The organism is Cryobacterium sp. M96 (genome assembly GCF_002929845.1).
Taxonomy (GTDB): Bacteria; Actinomycetota; Actinomycetes; order Actinomycetales; family Microbacteriaceae; genus Cryobacterium; species Cryobacterium sandaracinum.
The window spans coordinates 50,492-70,147 of record NZ_PJJS01000046.1; the positions used below are offsets into that span (position 1 = coordinate 50,492).

21 protein-coding genes and 1 tRNA gene are annotated in these 19,656 nt (G+C 66.1%); 15 read left to right on the forward strand and 7 right to left on the reverse strand.

What is annotated here, in order from left to right; genetic code table 11:
- Position 1 precedes the first annotated feature (1 nt).
- Both CXY79_RS08025 and CXY79_RS08030 read left to right on the forward strand, forming a co-directional pair.
- On the forward strand, positions 2-1,069 hold the full coding sequence (locus tag CXY79_RS08025) for a mevalonate kinase (protein ID WP_104100613.1): 1,068 nt from the start codon (positions 2-4) through the stop codon (positions 1,067-1,069).
- On the forward strand, positions 1,066-3,441 hold the full coding sequence (locus CXY79_RS08030) for a hydroxymethylglutaryl-CoA reductase, degradative (RefSeq protein WP_104100614.1): 2,376 nt from the start codon (positions 1,066-1,068) through the stop codon (positions 3,439-3,441). Before CXY79_RS08025 ends, CXY79_RS08030 begins: the two co-directional genes overlap by 4 nt.
- A 261-nt stretch (positions 3,442-3,702) precedes the next feature.
- Here CXY79_RS08030 and CXY79_RS08035 read toward each other — a convergent pair whose 3' ends face one another.
- Positions 3,703-3,984 carry a helix-turn-helix transcriptional regulator gene (locus tag CXY79_RS08035; protein ID WP_134342752.1) on the reverse strand — a complete coding sequence of 94 codons (282 nt, stop codon included), beginning with the start codon at positions 3,982-3,984 and terminating at the stop codon, positions 3,703-3,705.
- 199 nt (positions 3,985-4,183) lie between these two features.
- Between CXY79_RS08035 and CXY79_RS08040 the strand changes: the two genes are divergently transcribed.
- Positions 4,184-4,942 (forward strand): DUF222 domain-containing protein, encoded by a 759-nt coding sequence (locus tag CXY79_RS08040; RefSeq protein ID WP_104100616.1) that lies wholly within the window; start codon positions 4,184-4,186, stop codon positions 4,940-4,942.
- Positions 4,911-5,174, forward strand: a complete 264-nt coding sequence (locus tag CXY79_RS08045; RefSeq protein ID WP_104100617.1) for a hypothetical protein — start codon at positions 4,911-4,913, stop codon at positions 5,172-5,174. Before CXY79_RS08040 ends, CXY79_RS08045 begins: the two co-directional genes overlap by 32 nt.
- Positions 5,175-5,618: 444 nt before the next feature.
- On the opposite strand, the gene CXY79_RS16915 is transcribed toward CXY79_RS08045, so the two are convergent.
- Positions 5,619-5,924 carry a recombinase family protein gene (locus CXY79_RS16915; RefSeq protein WP_369827956.1) on the reverse strand — a complete coding sequence of 102 codons (306 nt, stop codon included), beginning with the start codon at positions 5,922-5,924 and terminating at the stop codon, positions 5,619-5,621.
- 92 nt (positions 5,925-6,016) lie between these two features.
- Between CXY79_RS16915 and CXY79_RS16205 the strand changes: the two genes are divergently transcribed.
- A complete protein-coding gene (locus tag CXY79_RS16205; RefSeq protein ID WP_199186745.1) occupies positions 6,017-6,364 on the forward strand; it encodes a cytidine deaminase in 348 nt (115 codons plus the stop codon).
- 126 nt (positions 6,365-6,490) lie between these two features.
- Here CXY79_RS16205 and CXY79_RS08060 read toward each other — a convergent pair whose 3' ends face one another.
- Positions 6,491-6,997 (reverse strand): DUF4395 domain-containing protein, encoded by a 507-nt coding sequence (locus tag CXY79_RS08060; RefSeq protein ID WP_158250250.1) that lies wholly within the window; start codon positions 6,995-6,997, stop codon positions 6,491-6,493.
- Between the two features lie 96 nt (positions 6,998-7,093).
- Here CXY79_RS08060 and CXY79_RS08065 point away from each other — a divergent pair, with 96 nt between their 5' ends.
- On the forward strand, positions 7,094-7,447 hold the full coding sequence (locus CXY79_RS08065; RefSeq protein ID WP_104100620.1) for a hypothetical protein: 354 nt from the start codon (positions 7,094-7,096) through the stop codon (positions 7,445-7,447).
- Positions 7,448-7,679: 232 nt separating this feature from the next.
- On the opposite strand, the gene CXY79_RS08070 is transcribed toward CXY79_RS08065, so the two are convergent.
- Positions 7,680-7,763 (reverse strand) — tRNA-Leu (locus tag CXY79_RS08070).
- A gap of 239 nt (positions 7,764-8,002) precedes the next feature.
- Here CXY79_RS08070 and CXY79_RS08075 point away from each other — a divergent pair.
- The 7 genes from CXY79_RS08075 (at position 8,003) to pknB (ending at position 16,881) form a co-directional block, all read left to right on the forward strand.
- The gene (locus tag CXY79_RS08075) at positions 8,003-8,752 is read left to right on the forward strand and encodes a DUF3662 and FHA domain-containing protein (protein WP_104100621.1); all 750 of its coding nucleotides are present in this window, start codon (positions 8,003-8,005) and stop codon (positions 8,750-8,752) included.
- Positions 8,749-9,333: an FHA domain-containing protein gene (locus CXY79_RS08080; protein ID WP_104100622.1), complete on the forward strand. Its 585-nt coding sequence runs from the start codon at positions 8,749-8,751 to the stop codon at positions 9,331-9,333. Before CXY79_RS08075 ends, CXY79_RS08080 begins: the two co-directional genes overlap by 4 nt.
- A gap of 4 nt (positions 9,334-9,337) precedes the next feature.
- On the forward strand, positions 9,338-10,567 hold the full coding sequence (locus CXY79_RS08085; protein WP_104100623.1) for a PP2C family serine/threonine-protein phosphatase: 1,230 nt from the start codon (positions 9,338-9,340) through the stop codon (positions 10,565-10,567).
- The gene (locus tag CXY79_RS08090; RefSeq protein ID WP_104100624.1) at positions 10,551-11,957 is read left to right on the forward strand and encodes an FtsW/RodA/SpoVE family cell cycle protein; all 1,407 of its coding nucleotides are present in this window, start codon (positions 10,551-10,553) and stop codon (positions 11,955-11,957) included. Before CXY79_RS08085 ends, CXY79_RS08090 begins: the two co-directional genes overlap by 17 nt.
- On the forward strand, positions 11,957-13,408 hold the full coding sequence (locus CXY79_RS08095; RefSeq protein WP_104100625.1) for a penicillin-binding protein 2: 1,452 nt from the start codon (positions 11,957-11,959) through the stop codon (positions 13,406-13,408). The genes CXY79_RS08090 and CXY79_RS08095 overlap by 1 nt, the downstream gene beginning before the upstream one ends.
- Positions 13,405-15,108 carry a protein kinase gene (locus CXY79_RS08100; protein WP_104100626.1) on the forward strand — a complete coding sequence of 568 codons (1,704 nt, stop codon included), beginning with the start codon at positions 13,405-13,407 and terminating at the stop codon, positions 15,106-15,108. The genes CXY79_RS08095 and CXY79_RS08100 overlap by 4 nt, the downstream gene beginning before the upstream one ends.
- Positions 15,109-15,237: 129 nt before the next feature.
- The gene (pknB, locus tag CXY79_RS08105; RefSeq protein WP_233191365.1) at positions 15,238-16,881 is read left to right on the forward strand and encodes a Stk1 family PASTA domain-containing Ser/Thr kinase; all 1,644 of its coding nucleotides are present in this window, start codon (positions 15,238-15,240) and stop codon (positions 16,879-16,881) included.
- Positions 16,882-16,905: 24 nt separating this feature from the next.
- Here pknB and CXY79_RS08110 read toward each other — a convergent pair whose 3' ends face one another.
- The 3 genes from CXY79_RS08110 to CXY79_RS08115 are packed head-to-tail and all read right to left on the reverse strand — an operon-like array spanning position 16,906 to position 18,539.
- Positions 16,906-17,544: an aminodeoxychorismate/anthranilate synthase component II gene (locus CXY79_RS08110; protein WP_104100628.1), complete on the reverse strand. Its 639-nt coding sequence runs from the start codon at positions 17,542-17,544 to the stop codon at positions 16,906-16,908.
- Positions 17,541-17,702: a DUF4175 domain-containing protein gene (locus CXY79_RS16210; RefSeq protein ID WP_146067669.1), complete on the reverse strand. Its 162-nt coding sequence runs from the start codon at positions 17,700-17,702 to the stop codon at positions 17,541-17,543. Before CXY79_RS16210 ends, CXY79_RS08110 begins: the two co-directional genes overlap by 4 nt.
- Positions 17,703-17,711: 9 nt before the next feature.
- Complete coding sequence (locus CXY79_RS08115) at positions 17,712-18,539, reverse strand: class E sortase (protein WP_104100629.1); 828 nt, start codon at positions 18,537-18,539, stop codon at positions 17,712-17,714.
- Between the two features lie 83 nt (positions 18,540-18,622).
- Between CXY79_RS08115 and CXY79_RS08120 the strand changes: the two genes are divergently transcribed.
- A complete protein-coding gene (locus CXY79_RS08120) occupies positions 18,623-18,868 on the forward strand; it encodes a cell division protein CrgA (protein WP_104100630.1) in 246 nt (81 codons plus the stop codon).
- 267 nt (positions 18,869-19,135) lie between these two features.
- On the forward strand, positions 19,136-19,630 hold the full coding sequence (locus CXY79_RS08125) for a Dps family protein (protein WP_104100631.1): 495 nt from the start codon (positions 19,136-19,138) through the stop codon (positions 19,628-19,630).
- Positions 19,631-19,656 lie beyond the last annotated feature (26 nt).

The window sequence follows — 19,656 nt, forward strand, 5'->3', positions numbered from 1 at the left end:
CATGGCGACGACTCTGCCGACGCCTCCGCCGAAGCCGACGATCCGGGCGTCCGCGCCCGGCAAGCTCTTCCTGCTGGGCGAGTACGCCGTGCTCGAGGGCGCGCCGGCCCTGCTCACCTCCGTCGACCGACGCGTAGAGGTGACGGTCGACGAGTCAACCACGGGCTCCTGGCAGGTCAGCGCGTCCAATTTGGGCATCCGGAACCTGGTGTTGGGCACGGATGGCGCCCTCCCGGCCGGGCTCACCGACCAGCAGCGCGACCACCTCCGCGTCTTCGACCAGGTGCGCGTCGCCGTGCAGGCCGCTGCGCTGCAGGCGCGGGTGCTGCCGCAGAGTCAGACCCCGCTCGCCATCACCATCGACAGCAGCGCGCTGTCCCGGGGCGGCCACAAGCTCGGCCTCGGTTCCAGCGCCGCCACCGCCGCCGGCCTGACCGACGCCCTGGCCCGCGCCCTGGGCCTGACGCTCGACCGGGACGAGCTGTTCCGCCTGGCCCACGCCGCCCACCGCAGCGCGCAGAACGGCGCCGGCAGCGGCGGAGACGTGGCCGCGAGCGTGCACGGCGGGTTGATCCGCTATGCCCCGGGTGCCGCAGTGGTGCCTCTGCGCTGGCCGGAGGAGCTCTGTATCTCGGCCGTCGTCACCGGCGAGGGTGCGCTGACCACCCGTCTGGTGGGCCGCGTGGCCGACTACGCCGCCGAGAACCCCGCCCGGCACCGGGCCGACCTCGACCGGCTGAAACACCTCGCCGAACAGGCCGAGGCGGCGCTGGCCAGCCCGGCCGATTTTCTGAGCCTCGCCTCCGACTACTTCGCGGCGCTCACCCAACTCGACGCGCATGCCCAGGCCGGCATCGTGAGCGAGCGACACCGTGAACTGCACGCCCTCGCCCGGCGCAAGGGCGGCATCTTCAAGACCAGCGGGGCCGGCGGCGGAGACGTCGGTCTGGCCTTTAGCTACGCTGGAGAACCCACCGAGCGACTCGCCAGGGCACTCGCCCGGGCCGGGGCCGCCATCGTCCCGCTCGGCTTCTTCGCCGCCGGCCTACAGGGAGGCACCGCGTCATGAGCCGGTCCCGCATCCCCCGCTTCTACCAGTTGTCGGTCAGTGAACGCATCGCGCTCCTCCGGCAACGTGGTGTCCTGTCGACGGATGCCGCCGCGCACCTCGCAGACGGAACGTCCGCCCTCGACGTGGAGGCCGCCGACCGGTTGATCGAGAACGTGATCGGCGTCTTCTCAATGCCGATGGGACTCGGCCTGAACTTCCGGATCAACGGCCGGGACCACCTGGTGCCGATGGTGGTCGAAGAGCCCTCGATCGTCGCCGCGGTCAGCTCCGCGGCCCGGCTGGTGCGCCAGGCCGGCGGGTTCACGAGCGTCGCCGACGAGCCGCTGCTGATCGGCCAGATCCAGGTCGTCGACCTTATCGACCCCGAGCGCGCCCGGGCTGACCTGCTCGCGCGCGGCGACGAGCTCGTGGCGTTGGCCGACAGCGGGCATCCGAAAATGGTGGCGCGCGGCGGCGGCGCCCGCGGCATCGAGGTCTTCCTGCGCGGTGCGACGGCGCAGAACGGCGAACTGCTCGTCGTGCACCTGCTGGTCGACACCCGCGATGCGATGGGCGCCAATCTCGTCAACTCGATGTGCGAACGGCTCGCCCCACTGGTCGAGGAGATCAGCGGCGGCCGCGTGTTCCTGCGCATCCTCTCCAACCTCACCGACCGGGCCCTGGTGCGCGCCCGTGCCGTGATCCCGCACGCGCTGCTCGAGACCGCCGACTTCCCCGGCGAACGCGTGCGCGACGGTATCGTGCTCGCAAACGAGTTCGCGGCCATGGATCCCTACCGGGCCACCACGCACAACAAGGGCATCATGAACGGCATCGACGCCGTCGCCCTCGCCACCGGCAACGACTGGCGGGCGATCGAGGCGGCGGCCCACGCCTACGCCGGCCGCGGCGACGGCTACGGCCCGCTCACCACCTGGAGCGTGAACGACGCCGGCGATCTCGTCGGCGAACTGACCATCCCGTTGAAGGTCGGCACGGTCGGCGGCCAGGTGGAGTCGAACCCGGCCGTACGGCTCGCCCACACGATCCTCGGGGTGTCTTCAGCGCCCGAGCTGGCCGAGGTGATGGCCGCCGTGGGGCTGGCCCAAAATCTCGCCGCCCTCAAGGCCCTGTCGACCAACGGCATCCAGCACGGCCATATGCGCCTGCACGCGCGGGCCGTGGCGGCTGCCGCCGGCGCCAGTGGAGCCCGGTTCGAGGAGGTCGTCGAGAGGCTCATTGCCGACGGCGAGATCAAGGTGTGGAAGGCGCGCCAGATCATGCAGGCCCTCGAAGAAGGCAGTGACGGCGACCGGGTTATTGAGCCGGCCGCGCCGGATGCCGGGTACGGCACCGCCGCCGTCGTCGCCTTGCCCGCGGCTCACCCCGCACCCACGGCCACCCTTACGCCCAGCGCTTCCGCCACGTGCGCTGCTGCCCTCACCCCCGGCGCCCCCGGCTCGGATGCCCACCTCGGCTACGGTAAAATCATCCTGATGGGCGAGCATTCCGTCGTCTACGGCTACCACGCGATCGCCGCGCCGATCGGTCTGTCGGTGCGCGCGCAGGTCACCCGCCAGGCGTCGCTCCGCGAACCGGTCATCGCCGACCGGGACGTCGACGGCTCGGTGCGCGAACCGATCCGAGCAGACCTCTCGCACCGGGTGGCGGCGCTGATCGTCACCCGGCTCGGCGTGTCCGACGCCGGCCTTCGGGTCGACGTGTTCTCTCACCTGCCGCGCGCCAGCGGCCTGGGTGCCTCCGCCGCGTTCGCGGTGGCATTGATCCGCGCCGTCGCCGACAGCTTCCAGCTCACGATCAGCGACGCCGAGGTCTCGAGCCTCGCCTTCGAGTGCGAACAGATCGTGCATGGCACCCCGTCGGGCATCGACAACACCGTCGCCACCTTCGGCCGGTCGGTTCTTTTCCAGAGATCGGATGCCCCGGGCGGCCACACGATCCGCGACATCTTCACTCCCCACCCGATCCCCATCGTCATCGGGCTGTCCGGGGTGGAGTCGCTGACGAAGCAGACCGTGGGCCTCGTGCGCAGCGCCTGGCAGCGCAACCCCGCGCGTTACGACGCGATCTTCAGCCAGATCGACGGGCTGGTGTTGGCCGGGGTAGACGCGCTCCGCCGCGGCGACATCGCCGAGCTCGGCGAACTGATGAACATCAATCAGGGACTGCTCAACGCGCTACAGGTGTCGAGCCCGGAGATCGAGTCACTCGTGGCAATCGCCCGCCGCGCCGGCGCCCTCGGAGCGAAGCTGACCGGTGGCGGGGGCGGCGGCGCCATGATCGCTATCGCCGAACCCGGCGGCACCGAACCGATCATCACCGCGATGCGCAGCGCCGGCTACACGACTTACCTTACCGAGATTCGCTGAGCACCCGAAATTCGAACCTGTATTTGAGGTATTCGGAGCTGGGCATCTTGCCATTCCCGACAGCGATAAAAGGCGATTATGGCAGTCGTCCACAGGTTTCACGCGTAGTTATCCACACCGGGCGTTCCAGTAATTATGCGGGCAAAAGCCACATTTCACTCTGCTGTCCACAGGGTTATCCACAAGGCTGTGGATAGACGTATCTTCGACGTCTGCCAGGCCTGCCTGCCCGCCTCGCGGCGCAGGTCTCAATCGGCGGCCCTACGGCGGGCCCACGCGCCCCGGCCACAGGTCGACACCCAAACCGTTCTCCAGACGGGCCACGGTCGCCAGGTCCGGCCAGGACCGCCCGTGCAGCACCGAGAGCAGTGTCGTGTGGTCGAGCCCGGCATCGCGCGCCGCGGCGCGCACGCTCCGCTCGCCGATTGCGGCCTGCACGTTCACCGCGAACTGACGGGCCACCTCGCCGACGGCGCCCGCCGACGGCACGTCGGGCCACCCCACCACGAGGTCACGGGGAGCAGGTCGCGCCGGTCTGGACATAGCCCGAGCGTAGACGACGGATGTCCCCCTCGGATCGCCCACCCCAACCCGTCAGTCGAATCCACGGTGGTCGGGCTGGTCGAGACCCGGTGAGCCGCTCTCTGAACTTGTGAACAAACCTTCGAGATAAACTCTGAATCGAGTCTCTAAATACTGACAGACTATCAACTCTGTGTTCGCTTTGAGGTATCCTCGTATCATGATCAATCTCGCGGATGACCTCAGGCAAGCGGCCGGGGCCGTCGCCCTGCTGGGTTCCTCGAGTGCCGATTATGAGGCGCTGGCTGATGCCGCAGTATTGTCCGGTCAGAAGCAGATCGCGGCGGCTCGCCGCCTGCTCGACACCCGCGCCGCGTGGATGGCCGGCACCATCGCCCGCCGGTCCCGGCCGGAGTTGGGCCACTCCGGGTTGGCGGCGCAGCAGGGGTTTCTCTCGCCGGAGGCCCTCATCCAGAAGTGGACCGGCTCCTCGAAGGGCGACGCCTACAAAATGGTCGCCGTCAGCACCATGATGGCTGATGCCGAAGCAGCCGAGAAGCAGGTCGAGGCGGCGCTCTCCTCGCCCGACGCGGATGCCGCCGAGGTCGCCGAATTCGAGGCGAAGGTGCCGTGGCAGGCGCCGATCGCCCGGGCCGTCACCGCCGGCACCCTCTCCGTCGACGCGGCCGAGTCGATCCGCTCAGGGCTCAGCCAGATCGACGCCGCGGTCACCGCCGAGAAGCTCGGTGCGGCACTCGAAGCGCTACTCACCGAGGCGTCGTCACTGAATGCCGACGAGGTCTTCAAACGGGCGAGACGGATGCGCGACCGGCTCGATGAGGCCGGCATCGCCGCCCGCGAGAAGCAGGCCGACGACGACCGCTACCTGCGGGTCTACCGGCTGGGCAACGGCGACGTACGACTCAGCGGGCTGTTCGCGCCCGAAGATGGCGAGTTCGTGCTCTCCACCTTCGACTGAGCAGGTCAACGAACACGGGCCGGCCGAACCCGCCGCTCACGGGCAGATCGAGGGCAACCCTTTCCCCATCTCCCAGGAAACCATCGACCGGCTGCTCTGCGACGCCGGCACCGGCACCGGCGGCATCAAATTCGACGACAACGGCCAGATCATCAACGTCGGCCGCGACGAACGACTCTTCACCGAGAAACAGCGCGCCGCGATGGCTGTGCGTGACGGCGGATGCCTCTGAATCGACTGCGACAGATCACCGGCCTGGAGCGAAGCCCACCACACCAACGAGTGGTCGAAAGGCAACGGCTACACCGACCTCGCCGACGGGGTACTCCTCTGTCATCCCCACCATCTGCTGCTGCACAACCAGCATTGGACGATCAGCCGCACCGGAACTCAGCATTGGTTGCGGCCACCGGTGGAGGTTGACCCGAAGCGGACACTGATCGCTCTGCCGAGCAAGCGGGCGAACCTGTAGGGCGGGACGGGTCGCCGGGTCTCGACGGGCTCGACCACCGGAGCTGAAACTACCGGAACGACACAAGGCCCCCAATCTCTCGGGGGCCTTTCTGTCCGAATGGGTGGACGGCAATCAACCCATCGTGTTCGCTGTGGGTAGATTGCAAAACTCAAAACTTCGGCCTGACCCCGTGTGCTGGTCACGTAGTTCCTCGCGATTCTTCTAAATGATCTTGCCGATCCTCTGGCGTTCGACGAAAATCTTCTGAAAATTCATGGAATCGAGGGACACGCCTCCGCTGGCTCCACCGCGCTGTAGCGCCCGCGAGCGCCACGAAAGCTGGAACGCCTTCCTGAACCGCCTACACCCGTGTGTGGTGTGGTGCAGTTTCTGGTCATCGACGATGTCTTTCCCGTCGCGCAGTGACCGGGCGAGGCGGTCGAGCTTGGCGACCACAAGCGTGTCCCCGGCCCGGCATGCAGCCAGCGCTTCTCGTAGTCCTGGCCGCGCCCGGTTCGTGCCGGTCACCCTTGATCGGTGAACGTCCGGCTATCGGGCACCCGGTAGATATAGATCCAGCACATACGTCGGCGACGGACGTCCCAACAGCGAATGCTGGAATGGATGTGCGCCAACTCACCGGTGACGACCTGGAACTCATTGCGAGAGCGGAAGAGGCAATTGATGCCAACGCGGACGTTGAAGGCGGGGTACACACAGTCGGGGCTGCCGTTTGTGATGCCACGGGACATATCCACGTCGGCGTCAACGTTTATCATTTCACGGGTGGCTCCTGCGCTGAGCTCGTCGCGTTGGGATCAGCACGAACCTCCGGAGCGCGCGAGCTAACGGCGATTGTCGCCGTGGGCGACAGTCGGCGTGGCGTGAACACCCCGTGCGGCCGCGATCGCCAAGTTCTTGCCGAAGAGAAAGCGACCGCTGATGCGGCGAGCTCGGTTGCTGGCTAGTTCGACCATGAGTTGCCACGGGACGGCCGGGTGCCTCACGAACGGATAGCTTCCCATAACGCCGTTGACAGTTCCTGATGAGGCAACCCGACCGAGCTGTGGTTCTGCGGCGTGGACCCGACCTTTTCACCTTGCTGCTGCGTGAGGAAGAATTAGTCTGTACAACCACGATCCGAGACACCAATGGGTCGTGGTGAGAATCGTGCCGCCGAGAGCTACCATTCCTCCCAGCACGATTCCCAGTGCTGATAATCCGAAATAGAAGGCCAAGGCCGCACCTGCAAGTAGCACGGTGGACAGCAGGTAGGAAAACCGTCGTGGACTCGGCGTGGGGGGAAGCGCCGGAGCGCGAAACATATGGCGAACGACCAAGTTATAGACCAGATCGAGAATCATGCCACGGGGAAATAGTGCCCCTGTGAGAGGAACGATTGCACCCAATCCAAGAATGATAGGCGACTGCAAAATCAATCCGAGAACGATCAAGACAGTGCCCACTGCCGGTGTGAATCGTAGGGGCCATGCGTAACAAGACTTGGCTTCATCATCGAGGCCTCCGAATCCCTGCTTATCCAGATTGGTCTTCGTTAGTTCTCTCAGTGCCGCCACCTTCGATTCCTTAATGCTGGCCATAGGCAACCCCATTTCGCAGACAGGGGCTATTCGTCTTTTCTTAGGACATCTCAATGTTCCTAGGATATCGAACCCATGCCTCCGGCCCGGCGATGAGTGTTCACTCCCACTCCCGGCACCTACATGGCAATCGACCGTGCCAGTGGCAAGCGCGTCACCAGACCCGTCACACCAGTGACCGTCACCATCCCGATGGATGCCGGAGCCCCAGCCGAACGGAATCAGGACCCCCGGTTGGCTGTGAAGCACCTCCAGAAGTTCGCCTTCAATTACCTCGCGGCGACCATCGCCGCCGTGTCATCGAACCTGCGGAAGATATTCGACTTCTTCGTGAAGACCGCCGAACGTGACAGCGGCGAAAGTCTCTCCCGAGGACGCCGACGCAAAGAAGCCACCGGAACACCGTTGAACAAACACAGCGCACTTCCCGCCCTGGCACCGCCGCAGTAGCAGAAACCAACGCCAATTCCGAACGTCACCCCGCGCACCGAACGCTTCAGCTTGCCCACCAGCAGGCTGATTGGCGTTTAAAGCGCAAACCCCCGAGCGGCGAGCGTTAAAACGGCCACCGAACGCGCACTGAGTCATTAAAAGAAGAAGGCCGGCTGAGCATTTCTGCTCAACCGACCTGTCCACTTGGATTTCATGACAACCATTCCTGGATTTCCTGAAACACCCACTGTGCGCGAGGGGGGACTTGAACCCCCACGTCCTTTCGAACACTGGCACCTGAAGCCAGCGCGTCTGCCAATTCCGCCACTCGCGCGAACTTAGGAAGATTAGCACTTTCCGAGGGCACAACGCCATTCGAGACAGGCAGGCCGCGCGAACACAGGTCTGCGCGGCGTGCCGAACATCCTGAACACGCGCCCGATATGCGCCCGACATGGTGACCCGGACTGGCTCCCGTAGGATGACAACCCTCACCGGGTATTGCCCGGCGGGTGAGTTAACACTTGAGACAAGTAACATGCTCATAGCCGAAAGGATCGGATCGGGAGACCTGTGGGCATTCTGGATAGTTTTGAAAAGGGTCTCGAACGCGCCGTCAACGGTGCGTTCGCCAAGACCTTCAGGTCGGGGCTGCAACCGGTTGAAATCACCTCAGCACTGCGTCGCGAACTCGACACAAAAGCAGCGGTCGTGTCCCGCGATCGCATTCTCGCGCCCAATCGCTTCACGGTGCGAATGAGCCATGCCGACTTCCAGCGCATGTCCGCCCTTGGCCAGACCCTCCTCGACGAACTCACCGAACTCGTGCAGCTGCACGGCCGCGAGCAGCGTTACCAGTTCGCCGGCGGCGTCTCGATCACCCTGTCCGCGGATCGCGGCCTCAGTGAGGGCATGGTCCAGATCGACTCCAGCACGATCAAGGGCAGCGTCGCCTGGATCCCCGTGGTCGAGGTCAACGGCAAGCGCTATCCCCTGACGCAGTCGCACACCGTCATCGGCCGCGGGAGCGACGCCGACATCACCATCGACGACTCCGGCACCTCTCGCCGGCATGTCGAGATCCTCTGGGACGGCTCCCGCGCCCAGGTGCGCGACCTCGGCTCGACAAACGGCTCCCAGCTCAACGGTTCACCGGTCACGCAGGCCATCCTCGAGCCCGATTCAGTCGTCACCATCGGCCGCACCCGCATCGTCTTCCGGGTCATCGCGCAGGCATCCTCTTCCGAGCCGGTGACCGAGCGTCACCGCGACGGCGGCCGCGAACGTCACGACATGGACGGATTCTGGGGACCCACCGCATGAGCGTCAGCGAGCTCACCCTGCTGGTGCTGCGCCTCGGCTTCCTGCTGGTGCTCTGGCTCTTCATCTTCGGCATCGTCTATGCCCTGCGCAGCGACCTGTTCGGCCAGCGCGCCCGCAAGATGCAGGCGGATGTCGCTGGCTCGGCCGGCGCGCCCGCCGCGTTCCCGAGCGCCACGCCCGTGCCGAGCGCCACCCAGCCTCCCGCCGCCGCGGCCTCCGCGCCGACGGAGCAGTTCACGGCTCGGCCTGGCCCGGCGTTCACCGCCGTGGACGACAAGGCCACCAGCCAGAACGCGACCCGCCTCGTGATCACCTCCGGCCCGAAGTCCGGCACTGAGTTCCCGCTCACCGGCGACTCGATCACGATCGGGCGGTCGGGCGACTCGAGCCTCGTCATCCGTGACGACTACACGTCCACCCACCACGCGCGTCTGATGCTCTGGCATGACAAGTGGATGATCCAGGATCTCGATTCGACCAACGGCACCTTCCTGGATGGCAACCGTTTGGCCGTGCCGACCCCGGTCCCCCTGAACACCACCGTCAAGATCGGCGCAACCAGCTTCGAGCTTCGGCGGTAGCTGCATGGCGACAGTCAGTCACAGCGCGGCCGCGTCCCACGTTGGAAAGATTCGGTCCAACAACCAGGACTCCGGCTATTCCGGGCGCCATCTCTTCCTGGTTGCCGACGGCATGGGCGGGCACGCCGGCGGCGACGTCGCTTCGGCGATCGCCACCAAACGCATCATGGATGCTGACCGGGACTTCCAGTCCCCGCAAGACGCCGAGTTCGCCCTGCAGGCGGCGCTGATCGCCGCGAATTCGCAGCTCGCCGAGACCGTGTTCGAGCACGCCGAACTCACCGGCATGGGCACCACCGTCAGCGCGCTGATCGTGCTGGAAGACGAGGTGGCGATCGCGCACATCGGTGACTCGCGCATCTACCTGCTCCGCGAGGGCGAACTCTCCCAGATCACCATCGACCACACCTTCGTACAGCGGCTCGTCGACAGTGGCCGCATCACCGAGGCGGAAGCCATGGTGCATCCGCGCCGCTCGGTGCTCATGCGCGTGCTGGGCGACGTCGAATCGGCGCCGGAGATCGACACCTCCATCCTTGCGACCTTCCCCGGTGACCGCTGGCTGATCTGCTCCGACGGGCTCAGCGGCGTGGTCTCTAATTCGGGCATCGCCGCGGCCCTGCTCAGCCCACTTGACGCCCAGGGCGTGGCCGATCGCCTGGTCAAGGAAAGCCTCGACGGCGGAGCCCCTGACAACGTCACCATCGTCGTCGTCGACATCGGCTCACCCGCCGAACGCATCGACATGCCCACCGTGGTTGGGTCGGCATCCGCTCCCCTCGCCTTCGGCGAGGAGCCCACCCGCGGCCGGGCGCTGCGCATGTCGAGCTTGCGCCTGCACCCCGTGCGTGAGACGCACTTCGAGCCTGACTCCCAGGACTATCTCTCGGAGCTGATCGAGGAAGACAATCGCCGGGCCCGCCGCCGCAAGATCACCTGGCTGGTCGGCATCATCCTGCTGATTCTGGCCATCGTCGGCGCCGGCTTCCTCGGCTACCGGTGGACCCAGTCCCGTTACTACGTGGGGGTGGAAGGCAGCACGGTCGCCATCTTCCAGGGCGTGCAGCAGGACCTCGGCCCCCTCTCCCTGTCCTCCGTCTTCGAGGACACCGACCTGGAGCTGTCCGAACTGCGGGTCTACGACCGGCAGCAGGTCGAAAAAACCATCAGCGCAACCTCCCTCGCGGATGCGTTGCTCATCGTCGAACGGCTCCAAGATGCCAGCGTCCAGTAACCGGTCCACGACGACGGATGCGCCTGCGCGCCCGCCCCGCACAGGTCGCGTGCGCCGACTGCACCTGCCCCAGAAGCTGCGCAACCTCGAGTTGGTCCTGCTGCTCATCGCCTGCGGCATCAACGCGGCCACCGTTGTGCTCGTGCAGCTCGGCGCGCTCGGCCGAATCGACACGACACTGGTGCTGCTCGGCGCCGGCCTGTCGGTGCTGGTTCTGGCCATGCACGTGGTGCTGCGCGTCGTGGCCCGCGAGGCCGACCCGTTCATCCTGCCCATCGCCACCCTGCTCAACGGCCTCGGCATCGCCATGATCTACCGCATCGACCTGGCCAACGAAGAGTCCGGCTGGGCCAGCGCCTCCGTACGCCAGACCGTGTGGAGCGCCCTGGCCATCGGCTGCGCGATCGCGGTCATCCTGATCATCCGCAACCACCGGGTGCTGTTCCGCTACACCTACATCGCCGGGTTCGTCGGTGTGGCACTGTTGCTGCTCCCGCTCGTTCCCGGCCTCGGTCGCGAGGTCAGCGGGGCGCGCGTCTGGATCGGCGTCGGATCCTTCGCCACCTTCCAGCCGGGCGAGATCGCGAAGATCGCCCTGGCCGTCTTCTTCGCCGGCTACCTCGTGCGCAACCGCGACAGCCTTTCCATGGTGGGCAAGAAATTTCTTGGCATGCGTTTCCCGCGCCTGCGCGACCTCGGCCCGATCCTTGTCGTCTGGGCGCTGTCCATGTCCGTGATCATCTTCCAGCGCGACCTCGGAACCGCCCTGCTCTACTTCGGTCTATTCCTGGTCATGCTCTACCTGGCCACCGGCCGCCTCAGCTGGGTGCTGTTGGGCATGTCCCTCTTCCTCGGCGGTGCCCTCATCGCCAGCCAGACCCTGGACTACGTCAACGGCCGGTTCCAGAACTGGCTCGACGCCCTCAACCCGGATGTCTACGGGGCCGACGGCGGCAGCTACCAGCTGGTGCAGGGGCTCTTCGGTCTCGCCAAAGGCGGGCTCATCGGCACGGGCCTGGGCCAGGGGCGTCCAGAGATCACCCCCGTCCCCCAAAGCGACTACATCATCGCCAGCCTCGGCGAGGAACTCGGCCTGGCCGGCATCTTTGCGATCCTCGCGCTCTACCTGCTCCTCGTCGCGCGCGGCTTCCGCATCGGCTTCGCCGGCAATGACGACTTCGGCAAGCTGCTCGGCGTGGGTCTCTCCTTCGTCATCGCCCTGCAGTGCTTCATCGTGATCGGCGGCGTCACCCGTGTGATTCCCCTCACCGGTCTGACCACACCCTTCCTCGCCGCCGGCGGGTCCTCCCTCGTCGCGAACTGGATCATCGTGGCACTGCTCCTGCGCCTGTCCGACACGGTGCGCAACCAACCCAGGCTGGTGGTCTGATGAATCGTGAACTCAAACGAGTGAGCATCGTGGTCATGCTCATGTTCGTGGCCCTGCTCGTCTCCACGACAATCGTGCAGGTCTTCCAGGCAGACAGCCTGTCCGCGGATGCCCGCAACACCCGCACGCTCTACGACAGCTACTCCGTCGAACGCGGTCCGATCCTCGTCGCGGGCGAGCCGATCGCCCAGTCGATGCCCGCCGACGATGAATACAAGTTTCAGCGCACCTACAGCAACGGGCCGCTCTACGCCCCGATCACCGGGTTCATTCCGCTCAACGGTGCCCCCACCGGGCTGGAGCATTCCCTTAACGGCGAACTCAGCGGAACGTCCGACGCCCAGTTCTTCGACAAGATGAACGCCCTGATCACCGGCCAGAACCCCAAGGGGGCTTCTGTGGAGGTCACGATCGACCCGGTCGCGCAGCAGGCCGCCTGGGATGCCCTCGGCGACCTCACCGGCTCCGTCGTCGTCTCCGAGCCGGCGACCGGTCGCATCCTCGCCCTGGTCTCCAAGCCCAGCTACGACCCGAACCTGCTCACCGTGCACGACAACCAGCAGGTCACCGACAACTATCAGTCGCTGCTGAACGACGACGGTAACCCGCTGCTCAGCCGCGCCACCAAAACCCTCAACCCACCCGGCTCGGTGTTCAAGCTGGTCGTGATGACGGCCGCCTTGGAATCGGGCAAGTTCACCCCGGAGAGCACCTTCCCGAACCCGCCCACGTACCAGCTGCCCGGCTCGTCGGCGGTCGTCATCAACTCCGGCGGCGGCACCTGCGGCGGAGGGGACACCGTCACTCTCGCCACCGCCCTGCGTCTCTCCTGCAACATTCCACTGGCCGAACTAGGTCTGCAGCTGGGCAACAAGGCCATTCGCGACACGGCCGAGAAGTTCGGCTTCAACAGCGACTATTCGATCCCCCTCGACGTGTCTCAAAGCGTGTACCCCACGGTTCTCGACGACGCCCAGACCGCACTCTCGGCCTTCGGCCAGACGGATGTCCGTGCGACGGCCCTGCAGATGGCGATGGTTTCAGCCGCGATCGCCAACGGCGGCCAGCTGATGACGCCCAACCTCGTCGACAAGGTGACCGCACCGGACCTGAGTCCGATTCAGGTCTTCGAGCCGGAAGCAATGAAACGGGTGATGAGCGCCGAAACGGCGGCAACACTGAACCAAATGATGGTCAACGGAGTCCAGGATGGCGCCGCCAGCAATGCAAGAATAGACGGGGTCAAGGTGGCAGGTAAAACGGGCACGGCGGAGAACGCCGAGGACGAGCCTTACACCCTGTGGTTCACCGGATTCGCTCCTGCGGAGGATCCGAAATATGCGATCACCGTTCTCGTTGAAAATGGCGGGGGACTTGGCCAGACAGGGTACGGCAATCTGCTTGCCGCACCTATTGCAAAGGAAGTACTAGAGGCGGTGCTGAACAAATGAGACCCACATCAGGGCTCACCTTCGGGGGACGATACGAGCTGCAGTCCCGGATCGCCATTGGCGGGATGGGCGAGGTTTGGAAGTCGATCGACCTCGTAATCGGTCGCACGGTCGCCATCAAGATTCTCAAGGACGAGTACCTCGGTGACCCTGGGTTCCTCGAGCGGTTCCGCGCCGAGGCCCGTCACGCCGCGCTCGTCAACCACGAAGGCATCGCCAACGTGTTCGACTACGGCGAAGAAGACGGCAGCGCCTTCCTCGTGATGGAACTCGTACCCGGTGAAGCACTGTCCACCATCCTCGAGCGCGAGCATGTCCTCCCCGCGGACAAGGTGCTGGACATCGTCTCCCAGACGGCCGCCGCACTTCACGCCGCGCACGCCGCCGGACTCGTGCACCGCGACATCAAGCCGGGCAACCTGTTGATCACGCCCGAAGGCCGCGTCAAGATCACCGACTTCGGCATTGCCCGCATCGCCGACCAGGTGCCGCTCACCGCGACTGGCCAGGTCATGGGCACCGTGCAGTACCTCTCACCCGAGCAGGCCAGCGGCCGCTCCGCCTCGCCGACCACCGACATCTACTCGCTCGGCATCGTCGCTTACGAAAGCCTCGCCGGCCGCAGGCCGTTCACGGGCGAGTCCCAGGTCGCGATCGCCATGGCGCAGATCAATGAGACCGCCCCCGACCTGCCCGACACGGTGTCGGAGCCGGTGCGCAACCTGGTGATCTCCTGCCTGGCCAAGAACCCCGCGGACCGTCCGGCCTCGGCCGCGCACCTGTCCCGTGCCGCCGCAGCCCTCCGCCGCGGCGACATCGCGGCCGCTGCGGCATCCGTGCCTGCCATCATGAACGGCGTCACGCCCACCTCCGCGACCATGTTGATGCCCGGCGCCGGCGGAATGCAGGCCACGACCGTGCTGCCCACCGGAGCGCCCGCGACGCGTGCCTCCGCGACGGCGGAACCCGAGGAAAAGAAGCGCAGCCCGTGGACCTGGCCGCTGATCGGCCTGATCGGCCTGCTCGCGCTCGTACTCACCGGCACCCTGATCGCCCTGTTCACACAGGACAACACGACGCCGGTGGAGACGCCGACCACGTCGGCACCGGCATCGGTGACTCCGTCCCCGAGCAAAACGCCCACCCCCTCGGCGACCCCCGCGCCATCGCCGACCCCAACGAGCAACACCGTCGAAGTCAGTCTGGCCGACTACCAGGGACTGACCAGCACGGAGGCGCGCGACAAGCTGTCCGGGCTGGGATTCGTAGCGGATGTCCAAGCCGGCAACGCGGCCACCACCCCGGAGCAGATCGCCGACACCGTCTACGACGTGAACCCCACCGGTCCGGTGACGAAGGGTTCCACGATCACGGTCACGGTCTACGCCCCCGCCGTCACCCCCGACGACCCGACCGCGGCGCCCACCGTCGCCCCCGCCTCGGTCGCCGCCGGAGCAGAGGCCACGGTCACCTGGGCTGCACAGTCCTGCCCAAGCGGCCAGACCCTCTCCGGCTATGAGGTCGTGGCCGACGGCGACGCCGTCTCCCCCGGCCCGATCAGCCCGGACGCCACCTCTACGAAGATCACCGCGGGTCCCGACGCCGGCACCTTCACGGTCAAGTTCCGCTACATCTGCGGCCAGGTCGCGTCGGCCTACTCGAAGTCCAGCACACCTGTCACCGTCACCCCGGCGGCGTAGCGGAGGCTCAGGAAGGTACGGCTAAAATACGGTGAACTGTGTGCGCGAGCTGGGAGTAATGCTTTGACTGATGAAGGCCGTCTGCTCGCCGGTCGTTACCGAGTGGGTGCGCTCCTCGGGCGAGGTGGAATGTCTGATGTGCACATCGGCACCGATTCCCGGCTCGGCCGCACGGTCGCGATCAAGCTGCTCAAGTCATCGCTTGCCGCCGACCCGGCATTCCGCACCCGCTTCCGCCAGGAGGCGCAGGCGGCCGCCCGTATGGCTCACCCCACCATCGTGCGCGTCTTCGACGCGGGCGAGGAGTCTGTCTCCGAGATCGGCGGCCACGAATCGCAGATCCCGTTCATCGTGATGGAATACGTCGACGGTCGACTGCTCAAGGACATCATCCGCGAGGGCGCGGTTCAGCCCGACGAGGCCGTTCGCATCATCGTCGGCGTTCTGACAGCCCTCGAATACTCTCATCGCGCGGGCGTCGTGCACCGCGATATCAAGCCCGGCAACATCATGATCACCAAGACAGGTCAGGTCAAGGTGATGGACTTCGGCATTGCCCGGGCCATCTCCGACTCCTCGACGACCGTGGCGCAGACCACGGCGATCCTGGGCACCGCCTCCTATTTCTCCCCCGAGCAGGCCAAGGGTGAATCGGTGGATGCCCGCACCGACCTCTACTCCACGGGCGTGGTCCTGTTCGAGATGCTCGCCGGTCGCCCTCCATTCCGCGGTGACTCCGCCGTGGCCGTCGCCTACCAGCACGTCAGCGAAGCCCCGGTCGAACCGAGCTCGATCAACTCCCGGGTGTCCCCCGCACTCGACGCCGTCGTGCTGCATTCCCTGGCGAAGGACCGTTTCACGCGCTACCAGAGTGCCGTGGAGTTCCGCACCGACGTCGAGCTGGCCGGGTCAGGGCAGATTCCGGAGTACCACACGTCCGATGACTCCAGCGGTGGGCTGTTCGCTGCTGCCCCGCTGGCGGCTTCCGGCTCCGAGCTCGCGCTCAAGCAGCTCACCGAAGACGAAACCATGGTGCGCACGCAGCGCCGCCCGCCCGTGATCTGGATCTGGGCCGGTATCCTCAGCGTCATCGTCATCGTGCTCTCCGTCATGATCTGGGCCTTCAGCCTCACGCCAAGCGTTGATCTGCCCGACAACTCGCGCCGGGTGCCGTCGCTCACCGGATTCAGCTATGAGAACGCCCAGAATTCACTTCTGGACCGTGACCTGGCCGCGATCCGGGCCGAGGAGGCCAGCGCCACGGTGCCCAAGGACCAGGTGATCCGCACAGACCCTCCGGCAGGCACGATCGCCCAGCCGACCGACCTGATCGAGGTTTATGTCTCCACCGGCGCCCAGCCGGTCGACGTTCCGGATGTCACCAACCTGCCCCTCGCCGACGCCCAGACCGCGGTGACGGACCTCGGCCTCACCGCGGGGTCGGTCACTCGGGAGAACTCTCCGACCATCGCCGCCGGTCTGGTGCTCCGAACCGACCCAGTCGCCGCGACGACGGAAAAAACCGGTGTCACGGTCGATTTCATCGTCTCAAGCGGCCTCGTAGCCCTCCCCGACCTCGAGGGTCAGCTCCTGAGCGCGGCGATCGATATGCTCGCCGCAGCCGACGTGCAGTTGTTCCCCATCCCCACACCCGATGAGACATGTCCCCAGCAGGATGGCTCGCCGGTGACCCAGCAGTCCCTGGCTCCGGGCGACGTGCCCCAGAAGTCCGAGGTTACGCTGGTCTACTGCACCGGCCCGGCTGCCGACTGAGTCCCGGCCCGGCGGTTGACTGCCTCAGCTGAGCTTCAGCAGGGGAGTGAGCCCCTGGGCCGTCTTCCGGGCGCCGGGCAGTCCGGCTAGAGCCAGCCAGTTGGCCACCATCAGGTAGCCGCCCTCGGTCAGCACCGACTCGGGGTGGAACTGCACACCCAAAATGGGGGCGCTCACGTGCCGGAGCCCCATGATCACGCCGCCCTGCGTGCGTGAGGTGACGATCAGGTCGCTCGGCACGGTGCCGTCGACGACGGCGAGCGAGTGATACCGCGTCGCCGAGAACGGCTGCGGCACGCCGGCGTAGAAGTCGCTGCCGTCGTGCGTGATCAGGCTGGTCTTGCCGTGCATGAGTTCTTCGGCGTTGGTGACCGTGGCCCCGAAGGCCTCGGCAATCGCCTGGTGCCCCAGGCAGACGCCGAACAGGGGCTGGCCGGAACCGAGGGCGGCGCGCACGATCGGTACGGAGACGCCGGCGTCGGACGGCTTGCCGGGACCGGGTGAGATGAGCACGCCGTCAAATTCCGCGATGCGGGCCGCGGCCTCCTCCGGCTCGAAGGCATCGTTGCGCAGCACGACCGTTTCGGCTCCGAGCTCCATCAGGTAGCCGTTGAGCGTGTAGACGAAACTGTCGTAGTTATCGATGACGAGGATGCGGGTCATGGGCTTCCTACCGTGACTTCCTGATTGTTGACAATGGAATCCACCCATGGGAACGCCCAGGTGGCAAGCACGAACAACATGGCTGTGAGCAACACGAACACCAGCACGATCCGGAGCCAAACCGGTCCGGGCAGAACCCGCCAGAGAGCAGCGTACATCCGAGCCTCCTAGCCCTGGGCCTGGGCATTGATAACGGTCGCGACTTCGGCCGGCGGGCCGGCAGATGTCGGTTGCCACGCCTCGAGAACACCGTACGCGATGATGCGCTCGGCCGTGGAGAGCAGGGGATTGCAGCTCGTGAGCGTGATGAACCGGTCGACGGGCGCCACATCCGGATTGTGCGGCACCGGCGCGATCACATCGACCGCGGTCGGGGCGACGTACTCGAGGTCGCGGAACCGGTAGGTGTAATAGCCGTCGGCGGTCTGAACGTAGATCGCGTCGCCCAGCTGGAGTTCGTTGATCAGGTGCATGCCACCGCCGTTAGCGCTGCGGTGCGCCGCCAGGGCGAAGTTGCCGGCCTCACCGGGCATCTGGGTGTCGGGGTAGTGGCCGATCCCCGACCGGGAGCTGTTGAGCACATTGTTACCAATCCCCTCGGCGATGGACCGGTGATAGTCCGCCCCGAATCGCGGCACGTAGAGCACGGCGAAAGATTGGGCGCTGGGGGGAGCCTCACGGACGACCGGGTCACCGAAGTCGGCCGGGGCCGACTCCCCCGGGTCGGTTGTCTGCGGGGTATCCGCGGCCTGATCGCGACTGGACCGCTCGTCGTCAATCCAGGTCTGGCTGATCTCGGCCGCCGCCTTCGACTGCTGACCGGCCATAATCATGTCATTCCACCAGAGTTGCCAGCCCAGGAATGCGAGCACGAGAACGCCGGCCGTGATAAGCACCTCGCCGATGATCCCCACGGCACTGAGTCGCGGGCGACTCTTGTGGCGGGGGGCGTGGCGGGTCGCCTCTGCGGGAGGCTGATCTGCTCGCTCGGACATGGTCTCAATTCTAATCGGGGAGGTGGGTCCTCTCTGCCGGGCGCCTGCCGGTCGATCCAGCCAAAGACGCTAGAATCGCAGGCATGTCACGCTCGAATCCCCGCAGCAAGCCCGCCCGCACCGAGGTCGCCCGCTCCGGCGAGGCCGGTCCGAACGCCGTGTGGTTCAAGCCGGTGATGTTCGGTTTCATGCTCATCGGGCTGGCCTGGATCATCGTCTTCTACGTGAGCCAGGGAACGCTGCCCGTCGCTGGTTTCGGGTCGTGGAACATTCTGGTCGGTTTCGGGATCGCCTTCGTCGGCTTCCTGATGACCACCCGCTGGCGCTGATCCCGCCCTTATCCGGCCCGGTTGTCACACCTGTCGAGACCCCGTCCCGCACCCCCGCGACGGGATAATGACAACGGTGTAATTATCCCCATGTGGACAAACCTGTGGATAACTTTTCCGGAAAGCGACCGCGGCCGAACCGCTCGCTGAACCCCGGCACTGTGTCTCACATTGTGCACCTGCTAAGGTGCTGTGTGAAACCAAGCGGGGGCACCGGCCGAGACGCGGTCGAGACGTGTTTCCGCTGTGTGAGAAGAGGCGTAACTCATGAAAGCATCAGCAGAACTCGGCTCCAACCTTCAGTCCGTTCTCGTCGACCTGATCGAGCTGCACGTGCAAGGCAAGCAGGCGCACTGGAGCGTCGTGGGCAAGAACTTCCGGGACCTGCACCTCCAGCTCGACGAGATCATCGACGATGCCCGACTATTCACCGACCAGCTGGCCGAGCGGATGCGCGCGCTCGACGCCCTGCCGGACGGCCGAAGCGAGACGGTCACGGCGACCACCCACCTGCCCAAGTTCCCCGCCGGAGAGGTGGACACCTCGGAGACCGTCGGCCTGGTCACCGAACGCCTCGACGCGGCGGTCGACAACATCCGTGCCGTTCACGACGCGGTCGACGAGGAAGACCCAACGAGCGCCGACATCCTGCACGGCTTTATCGAGAAGCTGGAACAGTACGCCTGGATGGTCAGCGCCGAGAACCGCACCCCGCGCAAGGCGCCGGCCAAGGCCCCGACCAGGCCAGCCGGCAGGGCCTGAGTCGGAAGCTGCGCCTCCTGTTTCAC